This window comes from Vibrio hepatarius, from assembly GCF_001274785.1.
Taxonomy (GTDB): Bacteria; Pseudomonadota; Gammaproteobacteria; order Enterobacterales; family Vibrionaceae; genus Vibrio; species Vibrio hepatarius.
The window spans coordinates 50621-67688 of sequence record NZ_LHPI01000008.1; the positions used below are offsets into that span (position 1 = coordinate 50621).

18 protein-coding genes are annotated in these 17068 nt (G+C 47.5%); 3 read left to right on the plus strand and 15 right to left on the minus strand.

What is annotated here, in order from left to right; translation table 11 throughout:
* Positions 1 to 34: 34 nt before the first annotated feature.
* The 6 genes from AKJ31_RS09670 to rpsB form a co-directional block, all read right to left on the minus strand.
* Positions 35 to 877, minus strand: coding sequence for a phosphatidate cytidylyltransferase (locus AKJ31_RS09670; protein WP_053408890.1), 843 nt, complete (start codon positions 875 to 877; stop codon positions 35 to 37).
* An 11-nt stretch (positions 878 to 888) separates the two neighbouring features.
* Positions 889 to 1644, minus strand: coding sequence for an undecaprenyl pyrophosphate synthase (locus tag AKJ31_RS09675; RefSeq protein WP_053408891.1), 756 nt, complete (start codon positions 1642 to 1644; stop codon positions 889 to 891).
* Between the two features lie 97 nt (positions 1645 to 1741).
* On the minus strand, positions 1742 to 2299 hold the full coding sequence (gene frr, locus AKJ31_RS09680) for a ribosome recycling factor (protein WP_053408892.1): 558 nt from the start codon (positions 2297 to 2299) through the stop codon (positions 1742 to 1744).
* Between the two features lie 103 nt (positions 2300 to 2402).
* Positions 2403 to 3134 carry a UMP kinase gene (gene pyrH, locus AKJ31_RS09685; RefSeq protein ID WP_053408893.1) on the minus strand — a complete coding sequence of 244 codons (732 nt, stop codon included), beginning with the start codon at positions 3132 to 3134 and terminating at the stop codon, positions 2403 to 2405.
* Positions 3135 to 3287: 153 nt separating this feature from the next.
* Positions 3288 to 4133 carry a translation elongation factor Ts gene (gene tsf / locus AKJ31_RS09690; protein ID WP_053408894.1) on the minus strand — a complete coding sequence of 282 codons (846 nt, stop codon included), beginning with the start codon at positions 4131 to 4133 and terminating at the stop codon, positions 3288 to 3290.
* 130 nt (positions 4134 to 4263) lie between these two features.
* Positions 4264 to 4992, minus strand: a complete 729-nt coding sequence (gene rpsB / locus AKJ31_RS09695) for a 30S ribosomal protein S2 (RefSeq protein WP_053408895.1) — start codon at positions 4990 to 4992, stop codon at positions 4264 to 4266.
* A gap of 374 nt (positions 4993 to 5366) precedes the next feature.
* On the opposite strand from rpsB, the gene map reads away from it, so the two are divergent.
* The 3 genes from map to AKJ31_RS09710 all read left to right on the plus strand — a co-directional run bounded on the left by map (position 5367) and on the right by AKJ31_RS09710 (position 9551).
* The gene (gene map, locus AKJ31_RS09700; protein WP_053408896.1) at positions 5367 to 6245 is read left to right on the plus strand and encodes a type I methionyl aminopeptidase; all 879 of its coding nucleotides are present in this window, start codon (positions 5367 to 5369) and stop codon (positions 6243 to 6245) included.
* 182 nt (positions 6246 to 6427) lie between these two features.
* Positions 6428 to 9049 carry a bifunctional uridylyltransferase/uridylyl-removing protein GlnD gene (gene glnD, locus AKJ31_RS09705; protein ID WP_053408897.1) on the plus strand — a complete coding sequence of 874 codons (2622 nt, stop codon included), beginning with the start codon at positions 6428 to 6430 and terminating at the stop codon, positions 9047 to 9049.
* A gap of 118 nt (positions 9050 to 9167) precedes the next feature.
* The gene (locus AKJ31_RS09710; protein WP_053408898.1) at positions 9168 to 9551 is read left to right on the plus strand and encodes a DUF3461 family protein; all 384 of its coding nucleotides are present in this window, start codon (positions 9168 to 9170) and stop codon (positions 9549 to 9551) included.
* Positions 9552 to 9607: 56 nt separating this feature from the next.
* Here the strand turns inward: AKJ31_RS09710 and pgpA are convergent, their stop codons facing one another.
* The 9 genes from pgpA to AKJ31_RS09755 all read right to left on the minus strand — a co-directional run bounded on the left by pgpA (position 9608) and on the right by AKJ31_RS09755 (position 17025).
* Positions 9608 to 10111, minus strand: coding sequence for a phosphatidylglycerophosphatase A (pgpA, locus tag AKJ31_RS09715; protein WP_053408899.1), 504 nt, complete (start codon positions 10109 to 10111; stop codon positions 9608 to 9610).
* A gap of 12 nt (positions 10112 to 10123) precedes the next feature.
* Positions 10124 to 11089, minus strand: a complete 966-nt coding sequence (gene thiL, locus AKJ31_RS09720; RefSeq protein WP_053408900.1) for a thiamine-phosphate kinase — start codon at positions 11087 to 11089, stop codon at positions 10124 to 10126.
* Positions 11090 to 11162: 73 nt separating this feature from the next.
* Positions 11163 to 11630: a transcription antitermination factor NusB gene (gene nusB / locus AKJ31_RS09725; protein WP_053408901.1), complete on the minus strand. Its 468-nt coding sequence runs from the start codon at positions 11628 to 11630 to the stop codon at positions 11163 to 11165.
* Positions 11630 to 12100 (minus strand): 6,7-dimethyl-8-ribityllumazine synthase, encoded by a 471-nt coding sequence (gene ribH / locus AKJ31_RS09730; RefSeq protein ID WP_053408902.1) that lies wholly within the window; start codon positions 12098 to 12100, stop codon positions 11630 to 11632. The genes nusB and ribH overlap by 1 nt, the downstream gene beginning before the upstream one ends.
* 175 nt (positions 12101 to 12275) lie before the next feature.
* Positions 12276 to 13385 (minus strand): bifunctional 3,4-dihydroxy-2-butanone-4-phosphate synthase/GTP cyclohydrolase II, encoded by a 1110-nt coding sequence (gene ribBA / locus AKJ31_RS09735; protein ID WP_053408903.1) that lies wholly within the window; start codon positions 13383 to 13385, stop codon positions 12276 to 12278.
* 61 nt (positions 13386 to 13446) lie between these two features.
* Positions 13447 to 14100: a riboflavin synthase gene (locus tag AKJ31_RS09740; protein WP_053408904.1), complete on the minus strand. Its 654-nt coding sequence runs from the start codon at positions 14098 to 14100 to the stop codon at positions 13447 to 13449.
* 2 nt (positions 14101 to 14102) lie between these two features.
* The gene (gene ribD / locus AKJ31_RS09745) at positions 14103 to 15209 is read right to left on the minus strand and encodes a bifunctional diaminohydroxyphosphoribosylaminopyrimidine deaminase/5-amino-6-(5-phosphoribosylamino)uracil reductase RibD (protein ID WP_053408905.1); all 1107 of its coding nucleotides are present in this window, start codon (positions 15207 to 15209) and stop codon (positions 14103 to 14105) included.
* Between the two features lie 12 nt (positions 15210 to 15221).
* Complete coding sequence (gene nrdR / locus AKJ31_RS09750; RefSeq protein ID WP_053408906.1) at positions 15222 to 15671, minus strand: transcriptional regulator NrdR; 450 nt, start codon at positions 15669 to 15671, stop codon at positions 15222 to 15224.
* A gap of 103 nt (positions 15672 to 15774) precedes the next feature.
* Positions 15775 to 17025: a glutamate-5-semialdehyde dehydrogenase gene (locus AKJ31_RS09755; protein ID WP_053408907.1), complete on the minus strand. Its 1251-nt coding sequence runs from the start codon at positions 17023 to 17025 to the stop codon at positions 15775 to 15777.
* Positions 17026 to 17068: the final 43 nt, after the last annotated feature.

Here is a 17068-nt window from a genome sequence, read left to right on the forward strand (position 1 = left end):
AACCGATAAGTGGTTGAGGCAAGCCGAAGCTCGCCTACAGAATGAAGTAAAGAAATGCAAAAACGGGGAATGCTGCAGTCAGGCTGTCGATACGGTCAAGAACGCCACCGTGACCTGGAATGATGTTACTGCTGTCTTTGATACCAGAAACTCGTTTGAACATACTCTCAACTAGATCACCCAGCACTGAAATAACTACGGTGATCAATGTAATCACTATCATTACCTGCGGGCTTGAAAACTCGATATCAAACCAAGTTGATGCGCCCCACCCGACCAAAATTGCGGTAATGATCCCGCCAACTAGTCCTTCAATGGTTTTATTTGGGCTAACATTTGGCGCCATTTTGCGCTTACCCATGCTCTTACCCGCGAAATAAGCACCACTGTCAGCAGCCCAAACAATTAAGCAGACGTACAGTACTAGTTTAGCACCATGGTAAGGTTCAGTTTCGATACCTTCAGCACGTAATAACAGCACACTCCAGAAAAACGGTAGTAGCGTCAGCACACCGAATGCGTGACGAAGAAGTGTTGAGTGCTGCCATAAAGATGAAGATTTAGGGTAAGTGATCGCCAACGCACTGGCCGATACCCACCAAACACAGCCTATCGCCAAGATTAGGTAATGAGGCTCTAGAACTAAGTTAAGACTGCCCGAATCGAACGGGATAAATGCGAGGCTTAACGCACTGACCGCTAACGCGGGGATCAATGCTAGCGCACGAGATTTTGACTCAACAAACTGAGTCCACTCCCAATAACCAATCAACATAATCGCAGCAACGGCGACGACAAACATCGGTAATGAGAGCTCAAAAATTCCTAAGATCACTAATGGCGCAAGGATGAGTGCTGTTATTATTCTTTGTTTCAAACTTGGATCCTTTATTCGCTTTCCATCAATGCCTTGATTTGTTCACCGGTGCAGCCAAAACGCCTTTCACGGTTAACAAACCAAGTCACTGCTTCAATTAAGCTGTTTTCATCGAACTCAGGCCAGTAAATTGGCGTAAAGTAGAGCTCTGCATAAGCCATCTGCCACAACATAAAGTTGCTGATACGGCACTCGCCACTGGTACGAATCATCAGATCCACTTCAGGCAAGTCCGACATGGTCAAATGCTGGGTAATCAATTCTTCAGTAATTTCGCTGGCCTGCAGCTCTCCTGCGGCCACTTTCGCTGCGAGTGCTTTGGTCGCCTCGGTAATATCCCACTTGCCACCATAGTTAGCAGCAATGTTGACAACCATACCTGTGTTATTTTCGGTTAGGGCTTCAGCTTGAGCTATCTTACTACGCAACCTGTCATTGAAACGTGCCGTATCACCGATAACACGCAGACGTAAATTGTTTTTGTGCAGCTTCTTCACCTCAGTGGTTAACACCGTAATGAAGAGTTCCATCAATACACCCACTTCTTCTTCTGGACGACGCCAGTTCTCACTGCTGAAAGCAAACAGAGTGATCGCTTTGATGCCAAGCTTAGCAGAGGCAGAAATTGTCTTTCTTACTGCTGCAACACCATTTTTATGGCCAAAAACGCGTGGTTTTCCCTGAGCTTTTGCCCAGCGGCCGTTGCCGTCCATAATTATCGCGATGTGCTGAGGAAGTTGTTCTGGTGAGAGTTGTGGATTTTGCATAAAGAGGTAGGTAGATTGTCAGCAAAGGTCAGAGAGTAGCATAAAAAAACGCTGTGCTGCGAGCACAGCGTCTTTAATAAGCCGAGTTTATGAATAATTATACTTCCATCAACTCTTTTTCTTTCGCCGCAAGCACTTCGTCGACTTTTTTCACTGCAGCATCTGTCAGTTTTTGAATCTCGTCTTGAGCTTTACGATCTTCGTCTTCAGAGATTTCTTTGTCTTTTAGCAGCGCTTTCAGGTCGTTGTTAGCGTCACGACGGATGTTACGGATAGCAACACGGCCACCTTCAGCTTCACCACGTACGATCTTAACAAGGTCTTTACGACGCTCTTCTGTTAGCGGTGGAAGTGGTACACGAATGATAGTACCCGCAGACATTGGGTTTAGACCTAGGTCAGACATCATGATCGCTTTTTCAACTTTTTGCGTTAGCTCTTTGTCGAAAACAGTGATTGCTAGAGTACGAGCGTCTTCTGCAACTACGTTTGCCACTTGGTTAAGAGGCGTTGCTGCACCGTAGTACTCTACTGAAATACCAGATAGTAGACTTGGGTGTGCACGACCTGTGCGGATTTTAGACAGGTTGTTTTTTAGTGCATCGACGCTTTTGTCCATACGCTCTTGAGCGTCTTTTTTGATTTCGTTAATCACAATATCACCTTAATTATGTAATTCTTCTAGAAGAAAGCCTAAACAGGATTCTTCAAAAGGCAATACCGCAGCAAGGATATTCATTTGCTGCGGTTGAATTCTATTATTCAGCAGTGCTAATTAGCGTGCCTTCTGCTTCACCCATAACCACGCGGCGTAGTGCGCCTGGTTTGTTCATGTTAAATACGCGGATTGGCATTTTGTGGTCACGTGCCAGTGTAAATGCTGCCAAATCCATCACTTTTAGCTCTTTATCAAGAACTTCAGCGAAAGTCAGCTTATCATACAGCTCTGCGTCTGGGTTTGCTACTGGGTCTGCCGTAAATACGCCATCTACTTTAGTGGCTTTAAGAACGACGTCTGCTTCGATTTCGATACCGCGTAGACACGCAGCTGAATCCGTCGTGAAGAATGGGTTACCCGTACCCGCAGAGAAGATCACTACACGGCCTTGGCGAAGTTCGCGGATTGCGTCTGCCCAATTGTAATCGTCACACACACCTTTTAGAGGAATTGCAGACATTACACGAGCGTTTACGTATGCACGGTGCAGAGCGTCACGCATTGCAAGACCGTTCATCACTGTAGCCAACATACCCATGTGGTCACCAACTACACGGTTCATACCAGCTTCAGCCAGACCAGCACCGCGGAACAGGTTACCACCACCGATAACTACACCAACCTGAACGCCTAGTTCAACCAGCTCTTTCACTTCTTGTGCCATGCGATCAAGGATCGCTGGATCGATGCCAAAACCGTCTTCGCCTTGAAGCGCTTCACCACTCAATTTTAACAGAATACGTTGATATGCAGGTTTAGGGTTTGTAGTCATGGACTTTACCTTCCAAAAGAGAGTTTTTTGATTAACAGTCATGAATAAACACAGAAAAGCTGTATGCATTCATCACGGTTAATCGATTACTTGTTAGTCGTAAAAAGACCGCAGCCTGAGCTACGGTCTAATACTTACACAAGTCTCTAAGGATTAACCTTTCTGAGCTAGTGCTACTTCTTCAGCGAAGCTCATTTCTGCGCCTTTCTCGATACCTTCACCAACTTCTAGGCGAACGAACGTAGAAACAGAAGCGCCTTTTTCTTTCAGCATTTCACCTACAGTTTTCTTAGGTTCCATGATGAACGCTTGACCAGTTAGAGAGATTTCGCCAGTGAATTTCTTCATGCGGCCAACAACCATCTTCTCTGCGATCTCAGCAGGCTTGCCTTCGTTCATAGCGATTTCAACTTGAACTTCTTTCTCTTTAGCAACTACGTCTGCTGGTACGTCTTCTGGGTTTACGTACTCTGGACGAGAAGCAGCTACGTGCATAGCAACGTGCTTAAGAGTTTCAGCGTCGCCTTCACCAGCAACAACTACACCGATTTTCTCACCGTGACGGTAAGAAGCGATTGCAGCGCCTTCAACGTACTGTACGCGACGGATGTTGATGTTTTCGCCGATCTTAGCAACTAGAGCAACACGCTCTTCTTCGAATTTAGCTACTAGTTCTTCAACAGCAACTTTAGATGCAAGTGCTTCTTCAGCTACTTTCTCAGCGAAAGCTGTGAAGTTAGCGTCTTTAGCAACGAAGTCAGTTTGGCAGTTAACTTCAAGAAGAACAGCAACGCCGTTTTCTTCTTTGATGATGATTGCGCCTTCAGCTGCAACGTTACCAGCTTTCTTAGCTGCTTTCGCTGCGCCTGATTTACGCATGTTTTCAATTGCTAGTTCGATATCAGCGTTTGCTTCTACAAGCGCTTTCTTACATTCCATCATGCCAGCGCCAGTGCGCTCGCGAAGTTCTTTAACTAGAGCAGCAGTTACAGTTGCCATTCTCTATTCCTCGTTTGATTCGAATAAGGTAAAAAACAGGGGCCTACATTGTCGGCCCCCGATGCTAACTATAACTTAGTCTATGCTACAACAAGGTTTCACATAAACTAAGTGTGACACAGAGCCGCTATTATTCAGCTTCTACGAAACCGTCTTTTTCAGCAACTACTGCAACGTCTTTGTTGCGACCTTCAGTTACTGCAGATGCAGCAGCGTTTAGGTATAGTTGAACTGCGCGGATCGCGTCGTCGTTACCTGGGATGATGTAGTCAACGCCGTCTGGGTTAGAGTTAGTATCTACCACAGCGTATACTGGAATACCTAGGTTGTTAGCTTCTTTAATCGCAATGTGTTCGTGATCAGCGTCGATTACGAATAGAGCGTCTGGTAGGCCGCCCATATCTTTGATACCACCAAGAGATTTCTCTAGCTTCTCCATTTCGCGAGTACGCATTAGAGCTTCTTTCTTAGTTAGTTTGTCAAAAGTACCGTCTTGAGCTTGAGCTTCAAGATCTTTTAGACGCTTGATTGACTGACGAACAGTTTTGTAGTTTGTAAGCATACCGCCTAACCAGCGGTTGTTTACGTAGAACTGGTTGCTTGCGATTGCAGCTTCTTTAACAGCTTCAGATGCAGCGCGCTTAGTACCTACGAATAGAACTTTACCTTTCTTCTCGCCAACTTTAGCTAGTTCAGCTAGAGCTTCGTTGAACATTGGTACAGTTTTTTCTAGGTTGATGATGTGAACGCGGTTACGAGCACCAAAGATGAATGGCTTCATTTTTGGGTTCCAGTAACGAGTTTGGTGACCGAAGTGAACACCAGCTTTCAGCATATCGCGCATTGATACAGTTGCCATTTTAAAATCCTCTATGGGGTTAGGCCTCCACATCCCCCATAATTCCGACTGAGCTTCTGCTCAGCACCCCGGAACATGTGACGGAATGTGTGTGATTTAAAGATATAAGTTTAGTTGGAAGTAAACAGCTTCGCCGCTTAGCTTATGCTGACGGAGAGAACGGTGCACATTCCGGCGCGCTTTATACCATATTTCCCTAGTATCTGGCTAGTAAAAAAACAGACGGGCGTCATGGAGAAAACGCTAAATCGCCAGCCATCCATTATAATATCTACCCGTCTCAATGATGGTCACAATTACACATTCTGACATCTTCCTGTTAGAATGCGCCGAATCGCACGAAAAGGTGCAATTGAATAAAGTAGAGATAGCCGATGTCAATCAAGATAAAAACAGCTGAAGAAATCGAACGTATGCGCAAAGCGGGTGCTTTAGCCGCTGAAATTCTAGAGATGATTGAACCACATGTGAAAGAAGGTGTGACGACAGATGAGCTCAACCAAATCTGTCACGATTACGCTCTAGAGAGAGGTGCGTACTCTGCTCCGCTTGATTACCATGGTTTCCCTAAATCAATCTGTACTTCAATCAACCATATCGTCTGCCACGGTATTCCTGCATCACAGGATGAAAAAGGTAGCAACGGTCAGGTGAAACCTGCAGTACTGAAAAGCGGCGATATCATCAACATCGATATCACGGTTATCGTACCAAACGACGAAAATGCAGATCTGTCTGTCCGCCCAGAAGGTTACCACGGTGACACGTCGAAAATGTTCCTTGTTGGTGACGTAAGCCCAGCGGATAAGCGCCTATGTCTAGTGACTCAAGAAGCGCTTTACGTGGGTATGCGCAAAGTGAAACCAGGCGCAACTGTGGGTGATATCGGTACGGCAATCGAAAAATACATCAAAGAGAACAACAAAAAGAACCCTCGTAATAAGTTCTCAATCGTGAAGGACTTCTGTGGTCACGGTATCGGTAACGAGTTCCACGAAGAACCACAAGTAGTTCACTACAAGAACAACGACCGCCGCGTACTAAAAGAAGGCATGTGCTTTACTATCGAACCAATGATCAACGCAGGTAAATTCGGCGTGAGCGTAGACGCGGAAGACGACTGGACGGTTTACACAGGCGACGGTAAGAAATCGGCACAGTACGAACACACCATCGTTGTTACCGCTACAGGTTGTGAAGTGCTGACACTGCGCAGTGACGACACCATCCCTCGCGTTATGAACAACGCTTAATAGATGTTTCGATATCCCTGCCTCGGCGGGGATATTTTTTATCTATCCTCACGACTTTATCGCTATCTTGATTGACCATGTTTGTGCCTGCCTCGCTTATTGAGAAGCCAAATAGTTATTTTTCTTACAACCCTATTTTGTTAGATTGAATCCAATCAGGATATTTTGCACGGACTCGCTATATGCCTATTCAATCACCGCTGACTTTAGAAGATCACCAGATCACCATTAGTGAGCTAAAAAACCAACTCGAAGCGTTTGCTGAGTACCAGAAAACGGAATTTCTCAATCATCATCCGGTCACCGATCTCGTATTAGGTCGTGCGGAGTTCATTGATTTGATGCTCAACAGGCTATGGAACCACTTTGGCTTTTCTTCCCTACCGAACATTAGCCTTGTCGCCGTCGGCGGCTATGGCCGTGGCGAACTACACCCGCTTTCTGACATCGATATTCTTGTTATTTCGCGTAAATCGTTACCCGAGTCTCTGGCCGCAAAAGTCAGCGAATTTATTACCCTGCTTTGGGATTTAAAACTCGAAGTGGGCCACGCGGTGCGCAGCATTGAAGAGTGCGCAACCATTGGCCGCGAAGACTTAACTGTTGCCACAAACCTGCAAGAAGCTCGACTACTGTGTGGCTGTGAGGATACTTTCCACCAACTGAAAGTGGTGATTCATTCGGAGTCATTCTGGCCCAGCGAGCAGTTCTATCAAGCGAAGGTTCAAGAGCAGCGTGAACGCCACGCGCGTTACCACGACACGACCTACAATCTTGAGCCGGATATCAAATCAACACCGGGTGGCCTGCGTGATATCCATACCTTAAGCTGGATTGCCCGCCGTCACTTTGGCGCGACCTCTCTGCTCGAAATGAGCCACTTCGGCTTTTTGACCGATGCCGAATACCGTGAGCTGTTGGAGTGTCAGGACTTCCTTTGGCGAGTACGATTCGCATTACATTTACAGTTAAAACGCTACGACAACCGCCTGACGTTTGCTCACCAAGCTCAGGTAGCGGAATGCCTAGGTTTCCAAGGCGAAGGTAACCAAGCAGTCGAGAAAATGATGAAAGAGTTCTACCGCACACTAAGACGTGTCGCCGAACTCAACAAAATGCTACTTAAACTGTTCGACCAAGCGATTCTCGACAACGGTATCGAAAGCGAACCAGAGATCCTCAGCGACGACTTCTTGCGTCGTGGTCACCTAATCGAAGCGAGAAAGCCAGCATTATTCCAAGCGCGTCCAGAAACCATTCTGGATATGTTCCTGCATATCGCTAATGACTCGACTATCGAAGGGGTCGCACCGCCGACTATGCGACAGTTGCGTACTGCACGCCGTCGACTCAATAAGTTCCTACATACGATGCCTGCCGCGAGAGAAAAGTTCATGGAATTGTGCCGCCATCCTAATGCGCTGCACAAAGCCTTTAGCCTGATGCACAAGTTAGGCGTACTTGCTGCGTATCTACCGCAATGGAGCCAGATTGTCGGTCAGATGCAGTTTGACCTCTTCCACGTTTACACCGTGGATGAACACAGCGTACGTTTGCTCAAGCACATCAATACTTTTAGCTACGCTAAAAACCACGATAAGCATCCAATTTGCTGCGAAGTGTACCCGCGCATTCAGAAAAAAGAGCTGCTTATTCTAGCGGCCATTTTCCACGACATCGGTAAAGGTCGTGGCGGAGACCACTCAGAGATCGGCGAAGTAGAAGCGTATGATTTCTGTATTGAACACGGCCTGTCAAAACCAGAGGCTAAACTGGTATCTTGGCTGGTGCGTAACCACTTATTGATGTCGGTCACCGCGCAGCGCCGTGATATTTACGACCCAGAAGTCATCACCGAATTTGCTAAACAAGTCCGCGACGAAGAACGCCTTGAATACCTTGTTTGTCTGACGGTTGCGGATATTTGCGCGACCAACCCTGAGCTTTGGAACAGTTGGAAGCGTACCCTGCTGGCCGAGCTATTCCACTCAACGCAACGAGCACTGCGTCGCGGCTTAGAAAATCCTGTCGATATACGCGAGCGTATTCGCCATAACCAGCAAATGGCATCGGCTCTGCTGCGTAAAGAAGGTTTTAGCGCACGAGAAATTGAAGTGCTCTGGCAACGTTTTAAAGCGGACTACTTCCTGCGCCATACCCATAAACAAATCGCCTGGCACTGTACGCACCTGCTGCGCCATGACGACCACTCTAAACCGCTGATCTTAATCTCCAAGAAAGCGACCCGAGGCGGCACAGAAGTGTTTGTTTACAGCAAAGACCAACATGCCCTGTTTGCAACAGTAGTGGCAGAGTTAGACCGTCGTAATCTTAACGTACACGACGCTCAGGTCATGTCGAGTAAAGACGGCTACGTACTCGATACTTTTATGGTTCTCGACCAGCATGGCAACGTGATCGAAGAAGACCGTCACAAAGCAGTGATCAAGCATTTGGTTCACGTGCTGAAAGATGGTCGTCCGACGAAGATTAAAACGCGCCGTATACCACGTAAGTTGCAACACTTTAAGGTGAAAACTCAGGTGGACTTTTTGCCGACCAAGAGTAAAAAACGCACGTTAATGGAGTTTGTTGCTCTGGATACACCAGGATTACTGGCGACAGTCGGCGCTACATTTGCCGATTTAGGCGTGCATCTTCATGCCGCGAAAATCACCACGATTGGTGAGCGTGCCGAGGATTTATTTATCATCACAAGTGATAACGGTGGCAAGCTGACCGAGGAAGAAGAGTTGCAATTGAGAGCGGAGTTGATCGAAAACGTGGCCAAGCTCGCTCCGTAAGCGATCTTGACCACAAGTTACTGCTCTGCTTGAAAAATCAACTATCTACTACGCTAATAGGCTGCTACATTAACTATTGGATTAGTTAATAACTTCGACACAGTTAAAGAGGTAGCCTATGTTTCCACACCTCACCGGTTTAGGCATTCAAGATCCTAAACAGATTGAGCGCTATTCACTTCGCCAAGAAGCGCACAAGGACGTGTTAAAAGTCTATTTTCGCAAGCAAAAAGGAGAACTGTTTGCGAAAAGCGTGAAATTCAAATACCCACGTCAGGTGAAAAATGTTTTGGTTGACAGCGGCAGTCACAAATACAAAGAAGTCACCGAGATCAACCGTAATCTAACATTGGTTATTGATGAACTGAACAAGATTACCAAACCAGAGAAACTGGTCGAGACCGATGTGAAGCAGAAAATCCTATCTGATTTACGTCATCTAGAAAAAGTGGTTTCCAGTAAGATCGCTGAGATTGAAGCCGATCTAGAAAAGCTAAAATAATCGCTGTATACGAAAAAGGCTTCCTACTGGAAGCCTTTTTTCATCTTGGTTTACGCTTACAACCAACCAGCGTATAGACCGACTAGATACAGTGCAACACCCGCCATCACACCAGCGACGATGTCATCGATCATGATGCCTAACCCGCCGTGAACTCGCTTGTCTAACCAACCAATCGGCCATGGTTTAACCATGTCAAAGAAACGGAACAACACAAATCCCGTCGCGAGCCATTTCCAATCAAACACGGCTAAACCCAACATCGGTACCACCAGCATGGTAATCCACATTCCGGCAAATTCATCCCAAACGATCGAGCCGTGGTCGTGCACGCCCATGTCGTCAGAAGTCACTTGGCAGATCTTTACCCCGATGACGCACGAAGCTATCACCACCAGCCCATACAGCGGCAGCGACAAATGCGCTAAGAGTAAATAAAACGGCAAAGAAGCCAAAGTCCCCATCGTGCCAGGAACAATCGGAGATAAACCACTACCAAACCCTGTCGCCAGTAGGTGCCAGGGGTTCTTGAGTGAAATGCGAGATAATGGGTTTGTCATACTAATGTTTTATTATTTGAAATGGTCGTAGCCACTGAGTGACCAATTTAGCGCTTCGCCGTGTAAATGAAGGTCAAAAGTACCTTGTGGTCGAATCTGACCAATGCAACTAACTTTAGCGCCACAGTGTGCCAACGCACTTTCGATAGCACCTTGGTTTTGTTCAGGCACGGTAAAGCACAGCTCGTATTCTTCACCGCTGGTTAGGGCATATTGAAGCGCAACTTCCGGATTACCGACAAACTGAACTAACTCATTAGACACAGGAAGCTTAGAAACATCAATACTAGCGCCAACTTGTGAACGCTGCAAAATATGCGGCAAGTCTGAGATCAAGCCGTCGGAGATATCAATCGCTGCACTGGCTAAACCCAACAAAGCCTGGCCAACCAACACTCGTGGTGTAGAGAGATAGTGACGTTGCTCCAGTTCGCTCGCGAACGGCTTGCGCTCAAGCTCGCGATTAAGAATCACGTCAAGGCCAGCTTTACTGTCGCCTAAGTCACCAGTGACATAGATCCAGTCGCCTACACTCGCACCGTCACGTCGCAGCGCCTTCTCCGGCGCGACTAAGCCTTGTACGGTCAGCGTGAGACTCAGCGGTCCTTTGGTAGTATCACCGCCGATCAACTGAATACCAAAGTAATCGGCTAGCTGGAAAAATGCATCGCAAAACGGTGCCAGCCAAGCTTCATCCGGCTCGGGCATCGTCAGGGCAAAGGAGACCCAAGCAGGTGTTGCGCCCATCGCCGCCAAATCACTGATGTTGGAAGCTAACGCTTTGTGCGCGACCCACGCAGGATTAGCGTCTGGAAGAAAATGGGTACCGGCAACTAGAGTATCGGTACTGATGGCGACGGATAAGCCTTGTGGTACTTGAACCAAGGCACAATCATCACCTGCGGCCAACAACACGTCTTTACGCTGCTGCTGCCTGCCAACAAAGTATTTCTCAATCAGATTAAATTCACCAGACATTAGGAATTCCACAGATTGTTGAGTACGAATAAAAAAGGTCAGCATTTGCTGACCTTTTTAAATTTGAAATCAATTACTTCTTACGAACGTGAGGCGCTGCTTTATCAAGCACACCGTTCACGAACTTATGACTATCTTCAGCAGCGAATACTTTTGCAAGTTCAATCGCTTCGTTGATAACCACTTTGTAAGGTACGTCTTCACGACGTGTCATTTCATACATAGCAAGACGAAGCAATGCTAGCTCCATCATGTCCAGATCCTGCATTGGGCGTGCAGTATAAGGACGAATCTTGCTGTCTAGCTCTGTGTGACTTAGCACAACACCTGTTAGTAGGTCACGGAAGTAGGCAACGTCAGTTTCTGGAGCTGCAAGTGCTGGTTCTGAGGCATGATGCTCTTCTTCATCATACTTGCCACCAGATAAGAACTGCTCTTCAATAGTGGCAACATTCTCTTTGGTAATTTGCCATGAGTAGATCGCTTGTAGAGCGAATCGACGTGCATTACGACGTGCGGCTGGTTTCACACTGGCCCCCATTAGGAATCAATTTCTGAAAGAACGTTAATCATCTCAAGTGCGCTCAGTGCAGCCTCTGCACCTTTATTACCAGCCTTGGTTCCTGCGCGCTCGATAGCTTGGTCAATTGTATCAACTGTCAGGACACCAAATGCTACTGGAAGACTGTATTCCAGAGATACTTGCGCAAGACCTTTGTTACATTCACTACAAACATAGTCGAAGTGTGGTGTACCACCACGAATTACTGTACCTAGAGACACGATCGCATCGAACTTACCTGTTTTTGCTACACGCTGAGCAACAAGAGGTAATTCCACTGCACCAGGACAACGAACTACAGTAATGTTTTCTTCGCTAACCTGTCCATGACGCTTTAAAGTATCGATTGCACCAGACAATAGACTTTCGTTAATAAAACTGTTGAAACGAGAAATAACGATAGCAATTTTTGCGTTTGGCGCTGGGAAGCCACCCTCGATCACTTTCATAAGCTTTCCTTTAACTATGTTCATCAAGTGAGAATCGCCGGATTCTAGCACAGATTTGTGAGCAATATCTAATGGAAATTTCGTATTGCTCGAGCCTTGGCTAACGGTTTGAACAGCAAAGAGGGCAAAAGGTCGCTAAACCATTTGCCCTCTAATTCATCGTCTGATTTGGCGATTATTCGCAGACATATTCCACGACGTTCAAACCAAAGCCGCCCAATGCGTGGTACTTCTTATTGGTTGACGAGAGTAGACGCATGTCATGCACACCCAGATCCGCCAAAATTTGCGAACCAACACCAACGCGACGAGAAGTGCCCTGACGCTTCGCTAACGTCGGCGCTTGGCCTTTATCTTGCGCTTCAAACATCTTCACGCGGTGGATAAGCAAATCCGTCGATTCTTCATTGCCGAGGATAACCAGTACCCCGCCCTCTTTACCGATACGCTTCATCGCTTTATCCAGCGTCCAGCTACGCTCTGCATTGCGGTCACTGCGAAGCAGGTCAGTAAAGGTGTCTTGCAGATGCACACGAACCAGTGGCGCTTGACCTTCAAGCTCCCCTTTACATAGCGCGTAGTGAATTTGGTTATCGATGGTGTCACGGTAAGTCACCAGTTCAAACTCACCGAATTCGGTTGGCAGTTTGCACTCAGCCACGCGTTCAATCGTGGTTTCAGTGTTGTTGCGGTACTCGATCAGGTCAGCGATAGTGCCGAGTTTGATGTCATGTTTTTCCGCAAACACTTCTAAGTCAGGGCGACGCGCCATGGTGCCATCGTCGTTAAGAATCTCAACGATTACGCCTGCTGGCTCGAAACCCGCTAAGCGAGCTAAATCACATCCAGCTTCGGTATGACCAGCGCGAGTCAATACACCACCTTCTTGAGCTGCAAGCGGGAAGATATGACCAGGCTGAACAAGGTCTGCCGCTTTCGCGTCTTTCGCCACAGCGGCTTGCACTGTACGAGCGCGGTCTGCCGCTGAAATACCCGTTGTAACGCCTTCAGCCGCTTCAATTGAGACGGTGAAGTTAGTCGTGTACTGAGCGTTATTGTCTTGCACCATTGGTGGCAAGCCGAGCTTTTCACATCGATCTTTGGTCATCGTCAGACAAATCAAACCACGACCATGAGTTGCCATAAAGTTGATCGCTTCTGGAGTCACGAGCTCCGCAGCCATGATCAGGTCACCTTCATTTTCGCGGTCTTCGTCATCCATCAGGATAACCATTTTTCCGAGGCGAATATCTTCAATAATCTCTTGTGGCGTACTAATTGGCATCTTTTTATTCCTTAATCGGCTTCTAGCGGCAAATTGGTTTATTTAGCGTAGGGTAACTTGCTTAGGCAAATCCGTTCTGTTGTAAAAAATCCATCGTGATACGAGATTCCGGTTGTTGGTCTCGTTGTGCGGTGAGCAGTCGCTCCATGTACCGCGCCAGCACGTCAACTTCTAGGTTTACTTTGCGTCCAACGTGGAAGTCAGCGATAGTGGTTTCTTCTCCAGTATGAGGCACAATCGTCAGTTTAAACGCATCTTTACGCAGCGCGTTCACTGTCAGGCTAATACCATCAACCGTGATTGAGCCTTTTTCGGCAACGTACTTAGCGATTTCACTCGGCATTGCCACCCAAAACTCTATTGCACGCCCCACCATGTTGCGCTCAACGATTTCACCCACACCATCGACGTGACCAGAAACGATATGCCCACCGAAGCGAGTCGTCGGCAGCATCGCTTTTTCTAAGTTCACTTTGTCGCCCGCTTGGTAGTCAGCAAAACCGGTTTTCTTCAGCGTTTCTAACGAAAGATCCGCGGTGTAGCTAGTCTGACTAAAATCGACTACGGTCAGACATACACCGTTGGTCGCGATGCTGTCACCCAACTTAACGTCGGACATATCTAGCTTACCGACTTCAACGGTAACACTGATGTCTTCACCTTTCGGCGTAATCGCAGTCAAAGTGCCGACTGCTTCCACAATACCTGTAAACATAATTACGAATCTTTTCTTAGTAGCTTGGCAACGATACGAATATCTTTGCCCACTTGTCTTACATCTTGAATATCCAGCTCGATGACCTCTGCCATCGATTCAAGCCCCAACGCGCCGAGTAATCCTCTGCCGTCGCTACCCATAATTTTAGGCGCAAGATAGAGAATAAGTTCATCCACCAAATCGGCTCGGATTAAGCTGCTCGCCAAAGTCGCCCCCGCTTCCACCCAAAGATGGTTCACGTTGTGTTGGCTGACTAATTGCGCAAACGTTGCTTTGAGGTCAATTCGCTGCTCGCTATCTAAGATAGGCGCAATGTCACCCTGCTCAGAAACAATCAGCTTAGCGCCGGTTGATTGGAAAAGCTTAAGCTCAGGAGTCAATTGCTGCTGGCGGTCTAGTATTACCCTGACAGGCTGACGTAAATCTTGTTGTAAATAGTTAGCTTGCACGCTTTGCGGCAAATCGTCCCAGCGTACGTTTAGCGAAGCATTATCATCGAGCACTGTTTTACTGGTCGAGAGAATCGCACCGCTTTGAGCACGGAATTTTTGCACATCCTGACGCGCCTGTGGGGAGGTGATCCACTGGCTTTGTCCGTTGGCGAGCGCCGTTTGACCATCCAGACTCGCCGCCATTTTCAACTGGACAAACGGCATGCCAGTTTTCATGCGTTTGATGAAAGCGGGATTGAGCGCGTAAGCATCAGCGTCGAGCAAACCAACTTGCACTTCGATGCCAGCATCACGCAACATTTGAATCCCACGCCCGGCCACTTGCGGGTTTGGGTCTTGCATCGCACAGATTACTTTCGCCACTTTGGCGTTAATCAAGCCTTCAGCGCAAGGAGGAGTTCGACCATAGTGAGAGCAAGGCTCCAACGTAACATAAGCGGTCGCGCCTGCGGCTTTCTCACCTGCCATACGCAGTGCGTGCACTTCCGCATGAGGCTCGCCCGCTTTGAAGTGAAAACCTTCACCGACTATTTCACCATCGCGGGTAATCACACAACCGACGTTTGGATTGGGCGCCGTGGTGTAGATGCCGCCTTTCGCGAGTTGAATCGCGCGCGACATCATTTGAAAATCTAGAGGAGAGAATTGGGACATCGATGGCTGCCGTTAGTCTTCCAGTTTGGCGATCTCTTCGCCAAACTCGCGGATATCTTCAAAACTGCGGTATACCGAAGCGAAACGGATATACGCAACCTTATCTAACTCTTTGAGCTGATCCATGACCAAGTTACCGATCATTTCACTCGGCACTTCGCGTTCACCCGTCGCACGTAACTGAGACTTAATCATGCTGATCGCAAGTTCCACCGCATCTGCGCTGACCGGACGTTTTTCCAAAGCACGCTGCAGACCGCCAACCATTTTATCTTCGTTAAACGGTTCTCGGTTACCGTTCGACTTAATCACTTTTGGCATCACCAATTCAGCGCTTTCAAACGTGGTAAAACGTTCGCTGCACGCCAAACACTGCCTACGACGACGAACTTGATGGCCATCCGCCACCAAACGAGAGTCAATTACCTTAGTATCGTTCTCGGAACAAAAAGGACAATGCATATCACCTCCAAAATAATGCCAGATAGTGTAGCGGATTTAACAAAGCTAAGAAAAGCAAAAGGGGCCAATCAGCCCCTTTTTAACCGTTCCGTCACGCGTTTTGTTAACTGCGCGGCAAGTAGTTTGCTTTACCTACCCACTTGTAACTGGTTAGTTCTTCTAAACCCATTGGACCACGGGCGTGCAGTTTTTGCGTTGATACCGCCACTTCCGCACCTAAACCAAACTGCGCACCGTCGGTGAAACGTGTTGAAGCATTGACATAAACCGCCGCTGAACCGACCGAATTGATAAACAGCTCGGCGTTTTCTAGGCTGTTAGTCATAATCGCATCTGAGTGGCTCGCGTTGTGAATGCGCATATGGTCAACTGCTTCTTTCACGTCTGCAACGACTTTGACGCCCAGTGTGTAGCTCAGCCATTCAGTATCAAAATCGCCCTCAGCCGCGTCACGAATTTGCGTCGCGTTGCTCATCAAAGCTTTAGCCTTTGGCTCGGCAACAAACGTGACTTTGTCGTTCATGCGCTCAGCCAGCATTGGCAAGAACTCAGCGGCAACACCTTCGTGCACCAAAAGCGTATCGAGCGAGTTACACGCAGAAGGACGTTGTACTTTAGCGTTCTCAACCACATCCAGAGATTTGGCCAAGTTAGCGCTCTCATCAACAAAAATATGGCTGATACCAAAACCACCGATGATCACTGGAATCGTGCTGTTTTCTTTACACATTTTGTGCAAACCCGCACCACCACGTGGAATGATCATATCAACATAATCGTCGAGTTTTAGTAACTGAGAAACCAGCTCACGATCCGGCTTTTCGATGTACTGCACAGACGCAGCAGGAAGATCAGCCTTGGCCAATGCCGACTGAATCACTTTGACCAGTTCCATGTTAGAGAAGAAAGTTTCTTTACCACCACGCAGAATGCTGGCATTACCCGTCTTAAGACACAGAGCCGCGATATCGATAGTTACATTAGGGCGCGCTTCATAAATCACACCGACGACACCAAGTGGGACACGGCGGCGAGCCAGTGACATACCGTTTTCCAGCACCTTGCTGTCAATTTCACTGCCGACAGGGTCATTCAGGCTGATCACGTTGCGGACATCATTGGCGATCCCCGTTAAGCGCTCTTCATTCAGCAGTAAGCGGTCGAGTAACGCTTCGGTTAGACCTGCCTCACGACCCAGTTCAATATCTTTTGCGTTTGCGGCCAAAATGGTCGCAGAGTTAGCTTCCAGCTCATCGGCGATGATGGCCAATGCTTGGTTCTTTTGTGCTGTTGAAGCCGTTGCTAGTTGGAAAGCCGCATCTTTGGCAGCTTTACCCATAGAAATCAGTTCCACTATGTTTCCCCTTTTTATACCAATGTCGTTTAATCGTTAGATA